General features: G+C 51.2%; 16 protein-coding genes. 2 read left to right on the plus strand and 14 right to left on the minus strand.

All coding sequences use genetic code 11. The features are described from left to right. Positions 1-17: 17 nt before the first annotated feature. From Pla144_RS06440 to Pla144_RS06465, 6 genes are all read right to left on the minus strand, one after another. On the minus strand, positions 18-434 hold the full coding sequence (locus Pla144_RS06440; protein WP_146449169.1) for a hypothetical protein: 417 nt from the start codon (positions 432-434) through the stop codon (positions 18-20). Positions 435-441: 7 nt separating this feature from the next. Next, the gene (locus Pla144_RS06445; protein ID WP_146449173.1) at positions 442-1080 is read right to left on the minus strand and encodes an RNA polymerase sigma factor; all 639 of its coding nucleotides are present in this window, start codon (positions 1078-1080) and stop codon (positions 442-444) included. Positions 1081-1120: 40 nt separating this feature from the next. After that, the gene (locus Pla144_RS06450; RefSeq protein ID WP_197530434.1) at positions 1121-1990 is read right to left on the minus strand and encodes a hypothetical protein; all 870 of its coding nucleotides are present in this window, start codon (positions 1988-1990) and stop codon (positions 1121-1123) included. 20 nt (positions 1991-2010) lie between these two features. Continuing rightward, positions 2011-3969, minus strand: a complete 1959-nt coding sequence (locus Pla144_RS06455) for a serine/threonine-protein kinase (RefSeq protein ID WP_146449177.1) — start codon at positions 3967-3969, stop codon at positions 2011-2013. Positions 3970-4017: 48 nt separating this feature from the next. Continuing rightward, complete coding sequence (locus Pla144_RS06460; RefSeq protein ID WP_146449179.1) at positions 4018-5418, minus strand: FHA domain-containing protein; 1401 nt, start codon at positions 5416-5418, stop codon at positions 4018-4020. Between the two features lie 101 nt (positions 5419-5519). Continuing rightward, on the minus strand, positions 5520-6332 hold the full coding sequence (locus Pla144_RS06465) for a hypothetical protein (protein ID WP_146449181.1): 813 nt from the start codon (positions 6330-6332) through the stop codon (positions 5520-5522). A gap of 292 nt (positions 6333-6624) precedes the next feature. On the opposite strand from Pla144_RS06465, the gene Pla144_RS06470 reads away from it, so the two are divergent. Continuing rightward, a complete protein-coding gene (locus Pla144_RS06470; RefSeq protein WP_146449183.1) occupies positions 6625-7386 on the plus strand; it encodes a hypothetical protein in 762 nt (253 codons plus the stop codon). A 34-nt stretch (positions 7387-7420) separates the two neighbouring features. Then, the gene (locus tag Pla144_RS06475; protein WP_146449185.1) at positions 7421-7870 is read left to right on the plus strand and encodes a heavy-metal-associated domain-containing protein; all 450 of its coding nucleotides are present in this window, start codon (positions 7421-7423) and stop codon (positions 7868-7870) included. Positions 7871-7953: 83 nt separating this feature from the next. On the opposite strand, the gene Pla144_RS06480 is transcribed toward Pla144_RS06475, so the two are convergent. The 8 genes from Pla144_RS06480 to Pla144_RS06515 all read right to left on the minus strand — a co-directional run bounded on the left by Pla144_RS06480 (position 7954) and on the right by Pla144_RS06515 (position 16659). Beyond that, entirely contained in the window at positions 7954-8943 is a 990-nt protein-coding gene (locus tag Pla144_RS06480) for an NAD-dependent epimerase/dehydratase family protein (protein ID WP_146449187.1), read from the minus strand. Positions 8944-9138: 195 nt separating this feature from the next. After that, complete coding sequence (locus Pla144_RS06485) at positions 9139-10344, minus strand: glycosyltransferase family 4 protein (RefSeq protein WP_146449189.1); 1206 nt, start codon at positions 10342-10344, stop codon at positions 9139-9141. 37 nt (positions 10345-10381) lie between these two features. Then, complete coding sequence (locus tag Pla144_RS06490; RefSeq protein ID WP_146449192.1) at positions 10382-11275, minus strand: sulfotransferase domain-containing protein; 894 nt, start codon at positions 11273-11275, stop codon at positions 10382-10384. Between the two features lie 65 nt (positions 11276-11340). After that, positions 11341-12465, minus strand: coding sequence for a glycosyltransferase family 4 protein (locus tag Pla144_RS06495; RefSeq protein WP_146449194.1), 1125 nt, complete (start codon positions 12463-12465; stop codon positions 11341-11343). Between the two features lies 1 nt (position 12466). Then, entirely contained in the window at positions 12467-13138 is a 672-nt protein-coding gene (locus Pla144_RS06500) for a hypothetical protein (RefSeq protein WP_146449197.1), read from the minus strand. Positions 13139-13305: 167 nt separating this feature from the next. After that, positions 13306-14037, minus strand: coding sequence for an FkbM family methyltransferase (locus tag Pla144_RS06505; RefSeq protein ID WP_146449199.1), 732 nt, complete (start codon positions 14035-14037; stop codon positions 13306-13308). Positions 14038-14148: 111 nt separating this feature from the next. Next, positions 14149-15471, minus strand: a complete 1323-nt coding sequence (locus Pla144_RS06510) for an O-antigen ligase family protein (protein ID WP_146449202.1) — start codon at positions 15469-15471, stop codon at positions 14149-14151. A 129-nt stretch (positions 15472-15600) separates the two neighbouring features. Next, positions 15601-16659: an NAD-dependent epimerase/dehydratase family protein gene (locus Pla144_RS06515; RefSeq protein WP_146449204.1), complete on the minus strand. Its 1059-nt coding sequence runs from the start codon at positions 16657-16659 to the stop codon at positions 15601-15603. Between the last annotated feature and the right edge of the window lie 319 nt (positions 16660-16978).

Here is a 16978-nt window from a genome sequence, read left to right on the forward strand (position 1 = left end):
CGCGCCAGAACTAATCGTCACCCATCGCTACTCAAATACCCCGCACTCGACTGAAAATACTTCCTCCGCCGCGACTGAGTAGCTGCTGCATCTTCTTCGGTGGCATGTTGGTTTCGCAAGTCATCTAGGCTCGCATTACAAACCCGGCATCCGATCGTGTTCAGATGAAACCGAATGTAGTCGGCGTGCGAATCTTCGAGAACTTCCAAGAGAAAGCTCCCTAACTGCTCCCGCGAAGGGCAGCTGAGCCGTTCCCGTCGCCAGATTGCACCCAGCGCATGCAGCCCGGCGTCTCGCTGGCCAACAATAGCAGTCAATCTTTCGCCCAGCGCAGAGTCATTTCGTAAAGCCTGCTCGATCCCAGCCATCCGATCCTGAGGCAGATCCTCGTCTAGAAAAGCCGATAGTTCTGCGTCGGTATATGTTTCGGCCATCGGGTTCTCACGCATAGAGTTCAGGAAACACGTCTTCGTTCAATCGCTGGGAACGAACGATCTTACGCAAGCGTTCGAGAAAGTCGTATTTGAAATTCGCTACCTGCTGCTCACTTAGATTCAGTTCTTCGGCAACTTGCTTATTCGCCCACCCCAGCACGAATAGTAGCTCCATACATTGAATCTTCTGCCAATCGCCTGCGGTCTGCCAGCGCTCAACCTGCTCAGCAATGCCTGAGGCTATAGCACCGTCTTCTATACCGTGGCGTTCGCCACTGCGGACGATACTGCTTGCTTGGCGGGCATCGCCGGCCAACTCCCAGTTGCCAGAGGAGTTCTCGCCTGTTGAAAGGGGTATCGCAGGTCGGCGACCTTCGCGCCGGAGGTAGTCGGTGAGCTTGTGAGCCGCAATCGAAAAGAGCCAACTTTCCAGCGATCGCTGGGGGTCGTAATTCGGCAGACTCGTCAGAAACCCAATAAAAGTTTCCTGTACGACATCTTCACTCGCAGCTCGACGGCGCAAGCGACTGTCAACAAACGCAAGCAGCCGCCCTTCATACTGAGCAATCAACTGGTCCCACGCGTCAGGTTTCCCCCGGCGAATCTCCTCGACAAGCAACACGTTTGGCTGAGAAGAATCAGTCATAGGCAAGAAAATCATCCGCGTTGCAACGCAACGCACGGAATTATCTGACGAGCAAAAACACTACCGCGATTATCGCAACTGCACTCCCCCAAAGCAACTGCTGACTGTAATATCCTCGCGTCCAGGTGTCGATTCGCAACAGGCCATAAGCAGCCGCCAGTCCAATAAAGGCAAAGCCAGCATATTTGCCAAAACTCTCCAATCGGCGTGTCTGCTCGTAATTGAGCCATGCCTGACGAAGTTGATTGTCGATACTGCTATTGAATTCCAACAAAACATGCACTTGTTCCATCTCTCCAACGGAAGAATCGACCGTTTCCATGAAATCGTCAGAGCATATTTCGCGCAAGATGTAATCTGGGCCAATTCCCAGTGGCAGTGGACTCGCCACCTGAACTGGATATCCAGCGTCGCCGGCCACAAGTTGTTCAATCCGGCGACAGACGGCGTGAGGAAGTTGCTCAGCTTCCAACTGCCGGCGGCATTCTTCTTCGGTGAAGAACGGATCTGAGGCAACGCTCACCCGATATACATTGCCGATCGCCTTCGGAGGAGTGGTCACCCATTGCGGGAGGGAACTGCTCTCCACTTTCTTGCGGTTCTCACCCTCAGGAATGTCTTCCGAAAGATTGATCTGCGATTTCGTAAGTTTATCCCACAGCACATCGAGTGAGGGATCGTGGGAGCCGCCATCGGCACGTGACATTACTGTCTCGTATTGCCCGATGATCTCTAGGGGCACGTGTGTAGCCTGCCTGGTGTATCCAACGAATAGGAATCCCAGCAGCAACAAAATGCCCACAAGGCTAAACATCAAAGCAAAGGCATGCTGTTTTCGTCTGAATAACATCAATAACACTAGCATTGGCAGACCTACCAAGACAATGATTCCCAAGATGGAAATACTCATACCAACCATTGCCACCATCGTTACGCTCCTTGCTCAGCAATCGCCCGGCGCCGGCTCGGTGAGAGCCAGGGGCTGGCGAATTGCAAGGTGAACGAGGTGATGGCCGCGACCAGCATCCCCAAGGGTTGCGGGAACCACCAAACGAAGTGCAGCAGCCATGCCAGGAAACCGCACCAGATAATCGACCACACGCTTACACGGACAGAGCGGGTTGATTCTGCTTGCTCCCACCACGCCACGAGCACAAACAAGAAGGCAAAATAGGCAGCGTAGATTTGAAGTGGCAAATGGCCAGTTGCACCGTCTTTGATTCCCAAGGTTCCACTCAGCAGGCTATCCCCGGCGTTGATCCCCATGCTGTTCCATGTTCCTTGGGAAAGCATCAGCCAATCGGCGATCGCCCAGGCCATGACGCCGACAGCGGCACCCGCGAGCAACTGGATAAATCGATGGGGAGCCTGGTCTTCAAGCTTACCCTCGCTGATTTTTGTGGGAACCATGATTGCCCAGCAGCCGAGCGACGAGACCGCTGTCATCCAAGCGAACAGGCCCAAACTAAAGGGGGAGGCCATGATCAAACAAACGACCAATGAGGCAACAGCCGAAACGATTGAGGCAAAAAACATACCTCCCACCAACTCTGCCAGTCGATCGTGAAGAGACTTGGCGGCTGCATGTTTTCGAAGTTGACGTTGCCAACTCTGGCGGCGTTGCCGTGGTGTAACCTTCTTGGAAGGAGTAGCAACTTCCGAATTGTAACGGGGGGACCGCTGCGGCGCTAACGAATTAGGTAGGCTCCCTGCTGTAGCCTTGTTAGGCTGGACGACGATCGTCCTGATAACTCGATAAACAAAGTAGGTGATCCCCAAGAAAATCCCGATCGGTACCCATTCAGTGGAGGTGGCCAGCAAGCCAATTGCCAGCACAACCAGTATGGCCGATTTAAACAAGGGGTGCATTGGACTACGATTAAAACGCGCACGAGCCTCCTGCCATTCTTTCGTAATCGCTGCTAAGACTGGCTCTTCATGAGGAGGACTTGCGTCTGGTTCAGACTGGCCAACCTGCGCCGTTGGGGCAATGTAGGGTTCGCCGTTTGTGCCACCCAGACTACTGCTAGAGTTGGGCATCGAATGCAACATCTCGGCGACACTGCGTAGCCGTGATTCGGGATCCTTGTTCATGGCTCCCTGGACGACGCTTCGATACGGCTCGGCAAGGGCTCCCAGGTCAGGCTCAGCTGTGAGATGCTTCATCAGCACCTCGCCGACACTCTCTCCTTCGAACGGAACATGTCCCGTGAGCATTTCGTAGAGAATGATCCCCAGGGCGTAGGTATCGATCTCGCGTCCGTAGCGACCGTTGGCAATTTCGGGAGCCATGTAATGGACTGTGCCGACACTCTCGGTCTGGCCACTACGACGGCTGCAGGAAATAAATTTTGACAGGCCGTAGTCGCCGATCTTGACGGTATCTTCGTCCAGAAAAATGTTTGCCGGCTTCAAATCGCGGTGGACGATCCCATGGTCGTGCAGGTAGGCCACTCCGGCAGCGATCCCTGAGAACCACGCGATCGCCAGGTCGGCTGGCATTCCATTCGGGTGGCGGTCGATAGCATTTTCGAGCGACTCGCCAGAGACATATTCCATGACCACCCAGCGATCGTCATTCTCATCCGAGCGGATGTCGTAGACGGCGACCAGATTGGCGTGTTTAAGATTCAGGCAGTGCGTGACGCCGCGAAGTTCAACGTCGAGATTGCGACGAATCAACTTGAGGGCTACTTCTTTGCCTGCATCGCTTACAGCATAGTACACTTCGCCAAAACCACCTCGGCCGACTCCACGCTTGATCGTGTACCCATCCAAGGGCCGCGAACCACTCGGGTAAGTGAAGCGCGGACCAGCCTTGGGCCGATCATCGGATTCAGGTTCTGGATAAAGTGCAGTCATGGCTGGTTTGGTGGCTAGTGCGGACACTTGCTTGTTCTTTCTCTATTTAATTCTAACTTGATTCGGGTCGGACACTCAAATCTCCTCAAAGCTGAGGGCGAAGTTTTCCCCGCTAATTCGGCAATCTGCGGTAATTATGCCGCTGGTCGTGCCAGGATGGTCGTTGAATTCTACTAATTCCTTGGCACGAAACTGTATGTCGTCGCCCCGACGGAAGAGCACAATATCGCTTTTCCAATTGGGGCACCGGATGTGGCTATGTGACCCGGGTCCCAGCACGCAGCTTTCGCTCATCAGCACGATGGCGTCGACCGCTGGTTCGGTCTTGTGCTTTGATTCCACGAGCAGGACTGCGGTTGCACTGAGAGTATGAGGCTTTGTGAAGCGAAGCCGAAGTGAATCTCCCAACTCGACGAGTGCCTGGTTGCGGAGGACAATCGGACCAGTGATGGTCTGGCCATCCACCTTGGTCGTGTGGATCGGAGTGAGCACGTAGTTCTCTCGTTCACGGCGGATCGAAGCATGGCGCCGAGAGAGATCAGCCCGCACAGGAATATCGACACCACCCTCAGGTGTCGGCTGGCCGATGAACACCTCGTCATTAAGGCAAATCATGTAACCGCCGATCTCGTCGATCCAGGCAATCAGCCGCTTTCCAGGTTGGTGGTCGGTGGTCATGGTATCTAAAGTTGCGGAATTGCGCCAGGCGAGAGTACTCTTAGCGAGTGGAGATCGAACCTTCCCACCGGCTAAGCGGAAATGAGGTTGCACATGCTTGGCGGTGGCCTTCAAACCGACTGCCTCCCAGGCGCGCCGCCTGGCCGCCAGAGCAGGAGCGTGTTCTGGTGCCAATTCTAACACGGCCTCCGCCTTGGTGAGAACTTCGGTCCAATTCTGCCGCTGGATCGCATCATGCAAGGCTTTGATTAGGGGAGGACACTTCGCAGCGTCAACTGCTAACTCTGCCTGACGAGATGAGATTTGTTCAGCGAGTTGGACGTTGCCTGCGGGCAGCAGTCGCTCAACTCGGTCTAACTCTGCTCGCGCCTGAGTGAAATCACCTGAGTAAGCCAAGGCTTTGGCTTTGGTTATTAGACGCACTATAGTTTTCCAGAGCCGACGCTCGTCGCCACCCAATCGATGTTGCTGTAGTTTAACGATTTGCCTTTCGGCCATGGCTGTTTCTCCGCATTCCAGCAATCGTCGCGTATTGGCAATCCCTCGCCGAGCTTGTTCCTGACGGAATTCGTCGACTAATTGCTCACATCCTCCGAGCCGTTCGACCTGTCGGATATCATGCCAACCAGCGACGCTGTCGCCAGTGGCAATCTTCTCCGAAGCACGGTCCACCAACCGAGTGGCCACCTCTTGAGAGAGCCGCTTGGCGGGAAGAAACCCGCGCAAGGTTTCTCGACTCAACAGGGCCGATGCCTCTTCGCACCGCCCTTCGTCGAAGGCCACTTGAGCCGCTCGCATTTTTAGTCGCCAGCTTGGAAACATTCTTAAGGTCCATTGAATCCCCCTCCCCAGCCAACTTGCAATTATGTTGGCGGGGAGGGGCTAGGGAGGGGAGACTTCTACTTCTGCTCAAAGTTTACCACGGCCACGTCCGAATCGGCTGCCTTGTTGAGTTGAAAATACTCGGCAACCTGATCGGTGATATTTTCCGCGACTGGCTCGTCGAGCGGGATTTCATCTGCGAAATTTGTATCCGCATTCGCGAGCTTCGCAGCCACGTCCAGCCGGGTTCGAATATCGACGATCAGTTCCTTGGCACGAGCCAACTGGCTGTCGTCGAGCTTCATGTCGCTGGATGCCTGAGCCACTTCGACAAGCTTAAGCTTCGCTTCGAGATTCTCTACTTCCACCTGAAGCTGACGCTGAGAACTCATCATAGCGGCCAACTTCTCGCGGGCTGCTTCGAGATTCCGTTGCCGGGCGTTTCTCATGTCGGTGAGGCTTCCCAATGTGGCATCTGAAGTCTTGTAGCGGATAAACCTCCGCGAGAGGTCCTGCTTCACATCCTCAGTGGAATAGCTGTTTCCTGCATACCGAAAAACGTTTTTTCCCGTATTCAAATCAGACTGCAATCGCATGATCTCCGACTTCTCTTTGCCAGCTTTGGCCTCGGCCGAATCAATGCGCTTATCGAGCGACTCGACCTCGACTTCTTCCTTGGCGATCACATGCATGGAGCGACGAACCTCTGGCTCCAGATCGCGAACCATCTTCCGTGCGCGATCAATCTGGAATTCCAGGGGTACACTCTCCTCGACTGTCTGACTCGCTCGCTCGTAGGAGGTAGTGAGGTAGCTCATAGCCCCTCTGCCCAACAGCAGGCCCCCCAGCAGTCCCACAACTAACACACTTAGCACTAATTTCTTGATCATTTCTAATATCCTCCAAATAAGGTTCCGCGAGGCCAAAAATCCGGTAATGGAAGCCCCTCTATCGATCACTAGTAGGAATTTCGCCTCCCAGCTAGCGATCTTGGAATAATTCCAGAAAATTATTCATGCTGCAAAATTGAGCCTCTGCGGTGCCACTATCACTGGGCCGGACCGCTGTTGACGAGCGGGGCGAAAACCAGTCTTCTGGCGGTTCTAGCGGAGTTGCGTACAATACATGCGTAGCCTCCCGCCCTATTTCCTCCACATCCCGCCATTCACTGAGTAAAGCCCTATGACTCGATATTCTCTCTACAAGAAATTCGTATGCTCAGCATTTTACTTGCTGTTCGGAGCCCTAATCCTGTGCGGGCTGCAGGGGTGCTCGAAGTCAACTGCCGATCCGGCCCTCCTGGCCAAGTATCGCGAGCAGTTCACCCTCACCTCGGAACCTGCCGAAGTGCAGACCGTCTTCGAGGTCCGCGAGACTCTCCTGGGAGTGAGTGACGCCGACCATGAAGATCATGATCACGACCACGGCGAGGAAACCGGGCACGATCATGACGAGCATGCCGACCAAGATGAGCACGATGAGCACGAACATGGCGATGCAGCCGAGCATTCAAGTGAAGAACATGAACATGAGCACCAAGTAACGGAAGTCGTGCAGACGACTGAGCCGAAGAATATTGCCATGGTTGGGCAGATAGGCGGTTTAGCCAATCCTTGGGAAGAAACCCAGCCTGAATTCCCGTTTGCTAAGAGCCAGGCAGTTTTCTTTCTAGCCGATCCTCAAGCAATCGCCGAACACGAGGCTGAGGGCCACACCCACGCCCCTGGCGAGGAATGTGCGTTCTGTGCGGCCCACGCCGAAGAAAACTCTGAACTCCTAGCGGTAGTACGACTGGTCGACGAGAAAGGCCAGGTACTGCCCTTCGATGCCAGAGAGTTGCTCAATCTTAACGTGAAAGATATGGTAGTCGTCCAGGGCGAAGCCCAAGTCCTTGAAGGTGGCATGATGATCGTAAAAGCCACGGGCATTTTCGTCCGCAAGTAATTCCCGTCAGTTCAATCACTCAGAAAGGATTTCGATGATGAAATCAGTTTCCCGTATTGCAATTTTGTTCTTGGCCATTCTGATTAACTGTGCAGCAACCGTACAAGCTGCCGACGAGGCACCTCTCTCGGAATCAAAGGACATTCCTGCCGTGAAAAAAGCCCTTAAGATGGCACCCGCTGAGACGGCCATCTTTGTCGGTGATATGCACTGCGGTAACTGCGCGAAGAAGGTTGCCCGCAAGCTATACGCAGTGAAAGGGGTCACCAAGGTCCGCACCGATCTTAAGATCGACGTCGCCATTGTCACCCCGCAGCAAAACCAGCAACTCGACGCCAAGGCACTGTGGGCTGCTGCCGAAAAATCGGGGATCCTGCCCATAAAGCTGATTGGCCCAGCAGGGGTTATCGAGGCCGATGAAGAAGCCAAAAAAGAGGCCTCCAAGCCTCATGATCACGCGGCCGAACAGACCAAAACTAGCTAGAAGGATTCAGAACGCATCACACTAAACGTCAACGCCCAGGGATTGTAATCCCTGGGCGTTTATCGTGTAAAGTCATTGACTTATCAAGCAGGCTGGCCGGCGTACTTCTCTTGGTACTCGCCGTAGATCCAGTCGTAAGTCTTCTTCATCCCGTCGCGGAGACGAATGCCGGGGGCCCATCCGAGGTACTCTTGGATCTTAGTGTTATCACTATTGCGGCCATTGACACCCTTCGGGGCAGTGAGGTTATGCGTGTGCTTGACCTTTACACCCGCAATCTCTTCGACCATGTCATACAAACCCTCGATCGTCGTGAGTTCGTCAGAACCCAGATTGATCGGCTCAAGGATATTGCTATCGGTAATGGCTAGAATACCCTTCACACAGTCATCGATGTACATGAAGCTGCGGGTCTGTTTGCCATCACCCCAAATCTCGACTTCCGTGGCACCCGTTTCCTTAGCATGGATGATCTTGCGGCATGTCGCAGCGGGGGCTTTTTCGCGGCCACCTTCCCAAGTGCCGAAGGGGCCATAGACGTTATGAAAACGAGCCACGCGGGTATAAAGCCCATAATCCTCACGGAAGTGGCGGCACATGCGCTCGGAGAATAGCTTCTCCCACCCGTAGCCGTCTTCGGGCATTGCAGGATAAGCGTCTTCTTCCTTGAGCGGCACGACGTCCTCCGACTTTTGTTTGTCGGCATTATAGACACAAGCGCTACTGGCATAGAAATAACGCTCGGCTTTGGCTTCTTTGGCAGCTTGCAAGAGGTGCGTGTTGATCAGCACCGACAACATGCAAAGCGCCTTGTTATTTTCAATGAAACCCATACCACCCATGTCGGCAGCCAGGTTATAGATGTCCCCCACGTCCTTGCAGGCCGCATGACAGTTGTCGCTGCCCTTGAGGTCGGCAACAACATTTTCTGCTTCATCGGACACCTGATACCACTCCTCCATAGGCTTGATATCCACGCTGCGCACTTGATGACCATCCTTCAGCAACCGTGCGACCAAATGCCCACCGATGAATCCACCGCCACCGGCAACGAGAACTGGTTTCTTACTCATGAATTTTATTCCTAATCTGCATCAAACAATGTCCCCACTCCACTGATCCTAAATTGGGCGAGAGGGAAAACCCTCATTATAAGCAGTATTTTTCACTGAGTTAACGGCCACGACGAGAGAATGAAAAGATTTTGGGCGAAATTCGGCTGATTGCGTGTATGGCCCCGGTAAATCGGGATCGGGTTAGGCCAGTTCTTACCGATTGTGCGGTACTGCGGCCTGCAATATCTCTTCAAATCGCGTTGTAATCTGTTCAATGTCAAAGTGCTCGGCTGCATAATTACGCGCTGCCACACCACACGATTCTCTTAATTCGGGAGACTGGATGAGTTCGCTCGCTGCAGAGCAAAATCCCGATAAATCATCCGAAGCAACGACCCGCCCAGCCCCTTCTTTGACAATTGTTTTGGCTGCTAAGTTGTTCAATGGCATAGCTGCCAGTACAGGTCGGCTCGCACAAAAATAGCTAAGTATCTTGGAAGGAACACTGAACACCCCAGCATCTTCTTCCAAGACGGCGATCAGCACATCAGCGCTTCCTAAAACGTCGGCCATGACTTCAAAAGGCTGGAAACCCGCAAATCGTAACGACCGGACCCCCTGCTCTTTTGACTCCTTCTTTAGCCAATCGACTCCGATTCCCTCGGACACTACCATCACTTCACCAGAATCCTTTTCGTCGAGCATCTTGGCTAGGGCAAGCAACAAGTTGGGATTGTGCTTCATCGCCATCGTGCCGGTATAAACAAAGCGAGGACCATCGGACATCCCTTGTGCCTGAGACCATGAATTGTCACGCGGTCGTAGCGGTAGGTCATCTATGGCAGCCCAATTATGCACCACATGAATTCGACTCTTTTCGAGGCCCCAGCTTTCGAAGATCGGTATAAAATCCTCGGTAATAACCACGAGAGCATCACTATTGCGTGCTGAGGCTTTATCTAATCCAATAAAGTACCTTCCTATCAAAGGTCCAACTAGTGGAACGCGTCGCTTGAGGAGTTTATAAGCCGCCAGACCGTAAATGTCTTGGACCCAGAAAACGTGACCAATACGGTTTCTCTGGCAGTATTTGACTAGTCGCCGCTGAGGGATAGAGGGTGTATTGCCTGAGATCACCACATCAGGAGCAAATCTCTGGCATACGCTTTCGAGTAAAGTCCCGTATTCCCTTTCCATCTGCAGGCGACGACGGTAACCAGTCTTAGGAATCATTTCACCCAGGTCGATACCTTCCGATTGAAATGCCTCGGGGTCGCTCCTCTGGCGACTCAGAGCCCCTTGAGGCGTATGAATTGACGCGCAGTAGACGTGCAGAACATGATGTCCCCGCGCAGCGAGTTTGCGGCTCATCTGAACCTGAAAGGGATGTCCGGCGTAATCGTGTATCAAGAATCGCATAAAACAAGTCTCTAGGAATTCGGCCCAGTTTTGCAGCTTACCAATTTAGATTCTGTTCATAACCCAGCTGAATCAAGAGATCACCCGCAACCCGCTTGAATTCCTCGCGATGTTGCACTTTCAGTCGATCTCTCCACCCACCTGACTTTCCCTTGCGGTAAGTGTGGGATCGTTCTGGTGCGATATTGGTAATCATATTGACCTTGATGTCAGCGGAATTTTCTCCCATCAGCTCAAGAGTTCCTTGCTGATAGAAGTCGATCATTTCATCGAGAATCTGATCGCGCAAGTCGCCCACTAAATCTTCGAACCGCATGGAATAGACGTCGCTTCTGCCGATCCACCCCGCATATCGCTCAAACCGCGTGCCAATGTCGGGGTAATTGAGGGAGCCGTTACAGTCCTGTAATCCCTGGATCGACAGCATGATAGCGTCATCGAGTGTTGGCGTGGAACGAAATACCTTGTGCAATCGATGCCAGCGATTAAGCGAACGCAGATAGTGAGCTTCGGAGATCACAACATCGCGTGGATCGCGGTATATGAAAAAATGGATGACGTTGCGCTTGGCGAGGGCCGCAGCATATTCTTCTGAGAAAAACAAATGAGCGCGGGTTAATTCGCCTGCTATTGTCGAAGAGATGAAATTGAGGGTGCTTTGTCTAGTACGTTCGCGGAACTGAAATGAACTTGTCATGGACGACAGGAAAGAACCGAAATTGCGCATGCCGGGAAACGCTTCGACTATTTGATCAAGCAGATGCGTGCCACTCTTGGGAAATGAGTTTGCAAACACAGGGGGCTTGGCAGCGCGTTTTTCTGGAGAATCACTGCTTCGCGCAATCGATTTGGGAATTTGCAGTAAGAGAGTGCTTCCTTTCCGCACTATGCCACTACGATGATGAAGAAGAGATTCTAAGGACGCTATCATAGGACCGGGCTGTTTGACAAAGTATGGAAATCGGGACTAGATATTGTATCGCACGCTGAAAGACATCATTTCATCGTCCACATTTGATTCACAAATAAGGGCAACTGAGCGGCCGCCTCGTGTTGCAGTGTTTGGTTCCGCTCGACTGCATGTTGTCTGGCCTGGCGAAAACTTTCTGGGGCTGAAATCCACTGCCCGATCAGTTGAACTGATTCAGCAGCGAACTCGCAATTCTGTGGCACTACTTTGCCACAACCGTCTTGTATAATGTAAGAGATGCAACCGCGATCATACGCAATCACAGGGCATCCGGCAGTCAATGCTTCCGTGAGTACGATCCCCCAAGATTCATTCTTGTACTGAGTGGGAAACAGAAATGTGTCCAACTCTCGATAAAACTCCACTTTGGCCTCACCATAAAGAGGTCCCCGATATTCCACTTGTCGTGGCCACCGAGCCAAAGAATCCTGAATAAGCTTTTCAGCCTCTCGCTGCATGCACGGACCGGCCAGAATCAGGCGAACGTCTAGCCCTTTTGCAATAGCCGCTTCAAAAGTCTTGATCACAAGATGCAATCCCTTGGCTAGCGTTAAATTGCTGAGGAACCCAAGGACAAATGGTTTCTTATCCGATGTCAGTTCTAACTTACGAGGAATAAAGGTGATTTCTGGTGAGACAATCGTTGGAGGGATGAAGAGAAATCGTGCTGTTGTCTCATAATGTGCCCGAAAGTCGTTTTCCATTTTCTGGCAATGTACGACATGAGCGCCATTAGAACCAACGAGCTTGTTGATGAGCCCCATACGCCAGTCGAACTCATTCAGATAGGAATAGACATGGTGGTGCAAAACAATTCGATATCCTAGTAACTTACCCAGTCCTAGCAAGGCGAAGTCGTAGAGCATCCCCCAGGAAGAATTGACCGGATAGTAAAGCAGCTGTTTTGGCTGCCGACCTCGTTGCAAGAGCCCCCAAAATGAACAAAACGCACCCCACAACCTGGCCAGTTTCCAACGAAAGCCCTTGAGTGATTTCTCTCGTGACCAATTGAAACATTTCAACGGCCCCTGCTCCGCCAATGCTTGAACTATTACCTCACTCATTGCCGTCATTCCCGTCACTGGTGGCGGCAGAGGGCCAACGAAGGTAATTGTGTGACAACTACTAGGCTCGGTTGTTGTCTCGCCCATACTATTTCTCGTCGGAATCTAGCGTGTGAGGGAGAATCGCTTCGTATAAAGCTGTTGCATCCTGCAGGAGTGAATGTGCCTTGCCGCTGAGCAGTTGGGCTTCCAAATCCTTTTTCAGTGCGGCACGATCTTCAGAGGGGCGTGCAACATGAGTGGAGCGCACGCTATCATTAGGCGAAAATCCTCTCTCGATGCGATCCAACTCTTGATAGCACGCTGCGACATTCTCATCGGTGTGGTCAAATTCGGCAAAGTTAACACCATAGCGTCGGTTAACTCGCCGAATCACGGCTCCAAAATCGCCCGTGACTTGAGCAAAGCCTGCGATCACTACCTTGTCGCATAGCTCGAGAATACCTTTGTGGAAGTCGATATATTCCCTCAACGGCAAGGCCATATCATTGAGGTTTTTTCGGATTACGAGTGAGAGCACCGCATCTCGGGGATTCCGCAATAGAATCAAGCAAGGGATTCCGCGTTGAAGTCCGTGCCGAACCTGCCCAAGCGAGTGCAAGTGATGGGCGATTTTCACTACTCGAGGTTGGCTTTGTACAAATGCAACGACTGCAAATGAGTTCGCACACCGTGGGTACCCTTCGATCACGATTTCGGTATCCGGCTTGACGGATAAGATGCGATACAGGGGAAGTAGATGACCCAACAGAAGGTTCATTCGTGGGCTTCGACGAATATTCCGCTTACAGGATTCAAGAATTCTTGCGATAGGATTCATCGGTGACTCGTTAAAGTGGGCATTCCCTAAAGGCTGTGATGAGAGATTTAGCTTCCCAGCTATTGGCTGAAGCAGCTTGCTGGGTATCGTTGCCTGAAGTGAGAGAATTAAGCCCTTTGAAAGACACCGTCGACTTGCATCAGCTGCCCGGTATTTTGATCCCACCAAAGGTCTTCCAAGCAAGTCAATTGAAATCCTTGTTTGCAAACCAATTCGTACATTTCCACGAAGAGTGCTTGATTCTCATAGAGTTCCACAAACGACATTTCGATCTGCAACATGTCAATCTTGGGGAGACTCTGCTGAGCGCCTTCGAGAACTTGCTTTTCAAAACCTTGAGTATCAATTTTCAAGAATATGTTTTCGCCGGGCTTGCAGATTCCGCCCAGGACATCGTCAAGCCGTTTAACTTCAATCGTCTCGCTGCCGACGCAGCGGGCGGAGGACATGGCGGAGATGTGGCTATCCTTAACATCAAGCAGGGAACTACTCCAAGAGTTTTCAGCGATCTTAATAGTCATTTCGCCCGAAGACTCACCAAGTGCAATATTAAGTGTTTCCCAATTTCGGTCGCTTGCCGCATTCTTAATAAGTGTCCCATAAGCTTTCAACATGGGCTCAAATGATACGATGCGGCCCCGATATCCTAAGTCTCGCAAGTTTCTGGCATATTGACCGGTGTTTGCACCTACATCGAGTACACAATCTATGCTATGGTCGCGCAACTGTTGCGCACGCTTCGCAACTGGATGGGAAGATGCTTGATAACGCGCGAGATCGATGCCAATTCCTTGCATCCGCTTTTTCACGCCCCGAATCAATTCTTTAGAAATGCTCATAGATTAGATCGAAAGTCGAAATGCGAGAACTGTGGGAATCGGATAAAAACAATGAAACTAGATTCCAAATACTTCAAAGTGCTCTGATCTTGCGGATCGTTCTTAACCAAGTCATTGCACTACCATGGGCCGCTGAGAAGAAGCCATCACGTAATAGTTGCGATTGTTTCGCAAGACATATTTCTCATTGGCCAGATAACATAATACGGCACAGGCGGCAGCAATCAGCATGCGCTGGTCTCCGTTGAAGGGGCTGAAGATCAGATGCCATCCAGACAACAAGAGAGAAGTGGCAAATAACGGGGTCATACTATCAAACCCGCGTTCGATAGTAAGAAATGTCCCTTTAATCGCCATCTGAACTCCCAGGAAAGCAAAGAAGAAGAGCCCCAGGAGGCCTCCCTCGAGCCAGCCTTGCAGCAATTGCGAATGGGCGACAATACGGTCTTCCTGGGCGTCTGCCCTGAAGACGTGGCTATTGATTTGCTTTTCAATTAGTCGATCTCGTAGTTTTGCCAATTCAGGACTCTTCGCCCAAGAACCGTATCCAATGATCGGGGAGTCCATAATTGCCTGAAAACAAACTTGAGCAGAGACCGAGCGTTTTGTGTCCGACCCCGATTGGCGACGTTCATAACCATATTGGTCGCTATACCATTTCACAGAAAACACAGCCACGCCGAAGCACAATCCCAATATGATTATAAACTTAATAAAGCGTGACAGAGAAACTTTATTCAAATAAGGAGAACTCTGTCGTCCTGCTAAAAAAACGACACCAGCGACAACCGCACAAATAAGAGCATTCGATCGTGTATCCAGCGCCGCATTCAGTGCGGCAAGTCCCAGACAAGCGACTGTGATGAATTTAGGACTACGATACCGAACAAAGAATAAGACCACAAACGGCAATTGAGAAGCGCCGAAAAACTTCCAAAGTGACATTGGAGCATGTAATCCAAGATGCCATCCCGCCATAGGACTCGCAACAGCCCAGCCCACAAGAAGTATGTATAAGTAAGTAGGATTTCGAGAGACAATCCAGGTAAGTCCAATGAAATTAGTTATCATGAATGCCCAGCGAGCCCACCCTCGAAGATAATCAGAAGGAGGTGTCTGCTGGTGCAGGTCACTCAGGACGTAACCCAATAGGCTCAGAAGCATCGCGACTAAGATTACTAGGAACGATTTTGCGAGGCCTTTGGAACCCGATAGCAACTGGAGCAAGCCATAGGTGGCCAAGATTGCCAAAAAGAATTCGCCTAGATAGGCTCGCCCCGCGATGTGGACTGGAAATGCTAGAGATGCTCCCAACAAGAGCATAATGATGCCAACAGGACTAATAATCGACACCGATGGCATGGCAATCGTGGCCGCAAGCGGATTTCTCCAAGTCGGCATCGAAGTCGGATACATGACTTGTGCATTACTCATGTTCGTAGTTTCTCGACTAGAAGATTGATATTTTCAGATGTATCTGGAAACTATTATGCGCAAAGTATATCGTCCGTGATTCCTGTCATTCTTCTAAAAGCTGTGCCCCATTCTCTCGCCTAGTGCAACTCAAAGCCGCCCTTGCCAGGCTGCATGAATCTCTTCAAACGTGCATTCGAGGTTCTTAGTAAGTTGCCAATTGGGAAAGTGATCTCTAATCTTGGAAAGATTCGAGATGTAACAAATGTGATCTCCAGCGCGGTTGGTTTCATCGTAAACATACTCCATTTTGTTGCCGGAAATCGACTCTACCAGGCCAAAGGCTTCCAAAATAGAGATTGAATTGTCACGACCGCCCCCTAAGTTGTAGACCTCACCAGACCGAGGATTTTCCAGGAACTCGTTCACAAAAGAGGCCACATCGTAGGAATGGATATTATCGCGAACCTGTTTGCCCTTATAACCAAAAATAGTGTATTGCTTCTTAAGGAGATTGCATTGAACGAGGTAGCTAAGAAAACCATGCAACTCGACACCTGAGTGGTTAGGGCCTGTTAAGCATCCTCCTCTTAGGCAGCAAGTCTTCATGCCAAAGTAACGCCCGTACTCTTGTACCATTATATCTGCGGAGACTTTTGAGGCGCCAAACAGAGAATGTTTTGATTGATCGATATCAAAATCTTCAGCGATACCTTCAGAATAATTTGAATCTTCATAATCCCAACGAGTATCAAGCTCTTTCAGGGCAATACGGTTAGGGGCATCGCCATAAACTTTGTTCGTAGAAAAATGGACGAACGGCGTTTCGGGACAGTTGAGTCGCACCGATTCGAGTAAATTCATTGTGCCGACCGCATTGATATCGAAGTCGTCGAACGGTCGGCTGGCTGCCAGATCATGGCTCGGTTGAGCTGCCGTATGGACAAGATGCGTGGGGCGGATTTCAGCCATAAATTTCAGCACGCTTTGCCGATCCCGAATATCTAGCATGTGATGCTTGAACTTGGGGAACTTTTCTTGCAGGCGCTGGCAATTCCAACTGGTGTCACCAGCAGGTCCGAACAAATCGGCACGCATATTGTTGTCGATTCCATGAACCTCCCAGCCTCGCTGACAGAAAAAATCGACAATCTCACTGCCAATCAAGCCGCTAGAACCGGTCACAAGAAGTAAATCGTCTGCAGCCATAGGGTTGTCTTGATCTTAGAGTTGGCAAGTCAAATGGAGGAATTCCATTGTAGAATTCCAAAAAACGAATAATGGTACTTGGAGAAACGATAGAAGATGAAATCTAGAGCCAAGTAGGATCGGGACTAGGTTTTCGGCCACTTCACTTCAAGTATAATCTTTAATTATACCATGATTTCAACTGTTTCAAGAAGCCAAAAACAATTGGATATGTGCATGAGTGCATCTAGGAACCGGAATATGATGCACTTTGCCAATAGACACTATGATCCGGCTGATTGCTCCTATTGGTGAAATAGGAACAATCCTCCAGACGCAA

It is taken from the genome of Bythopirellula polymerisocia (assembly GCF_007860015.1).
Taxonomy (GTDB): Bacteria; Planctomycetota; Planctomycetia; order Pirellulales; family Lacipirellulaceae; genus Bythopirellula; species Bythopirellula polymerisocia.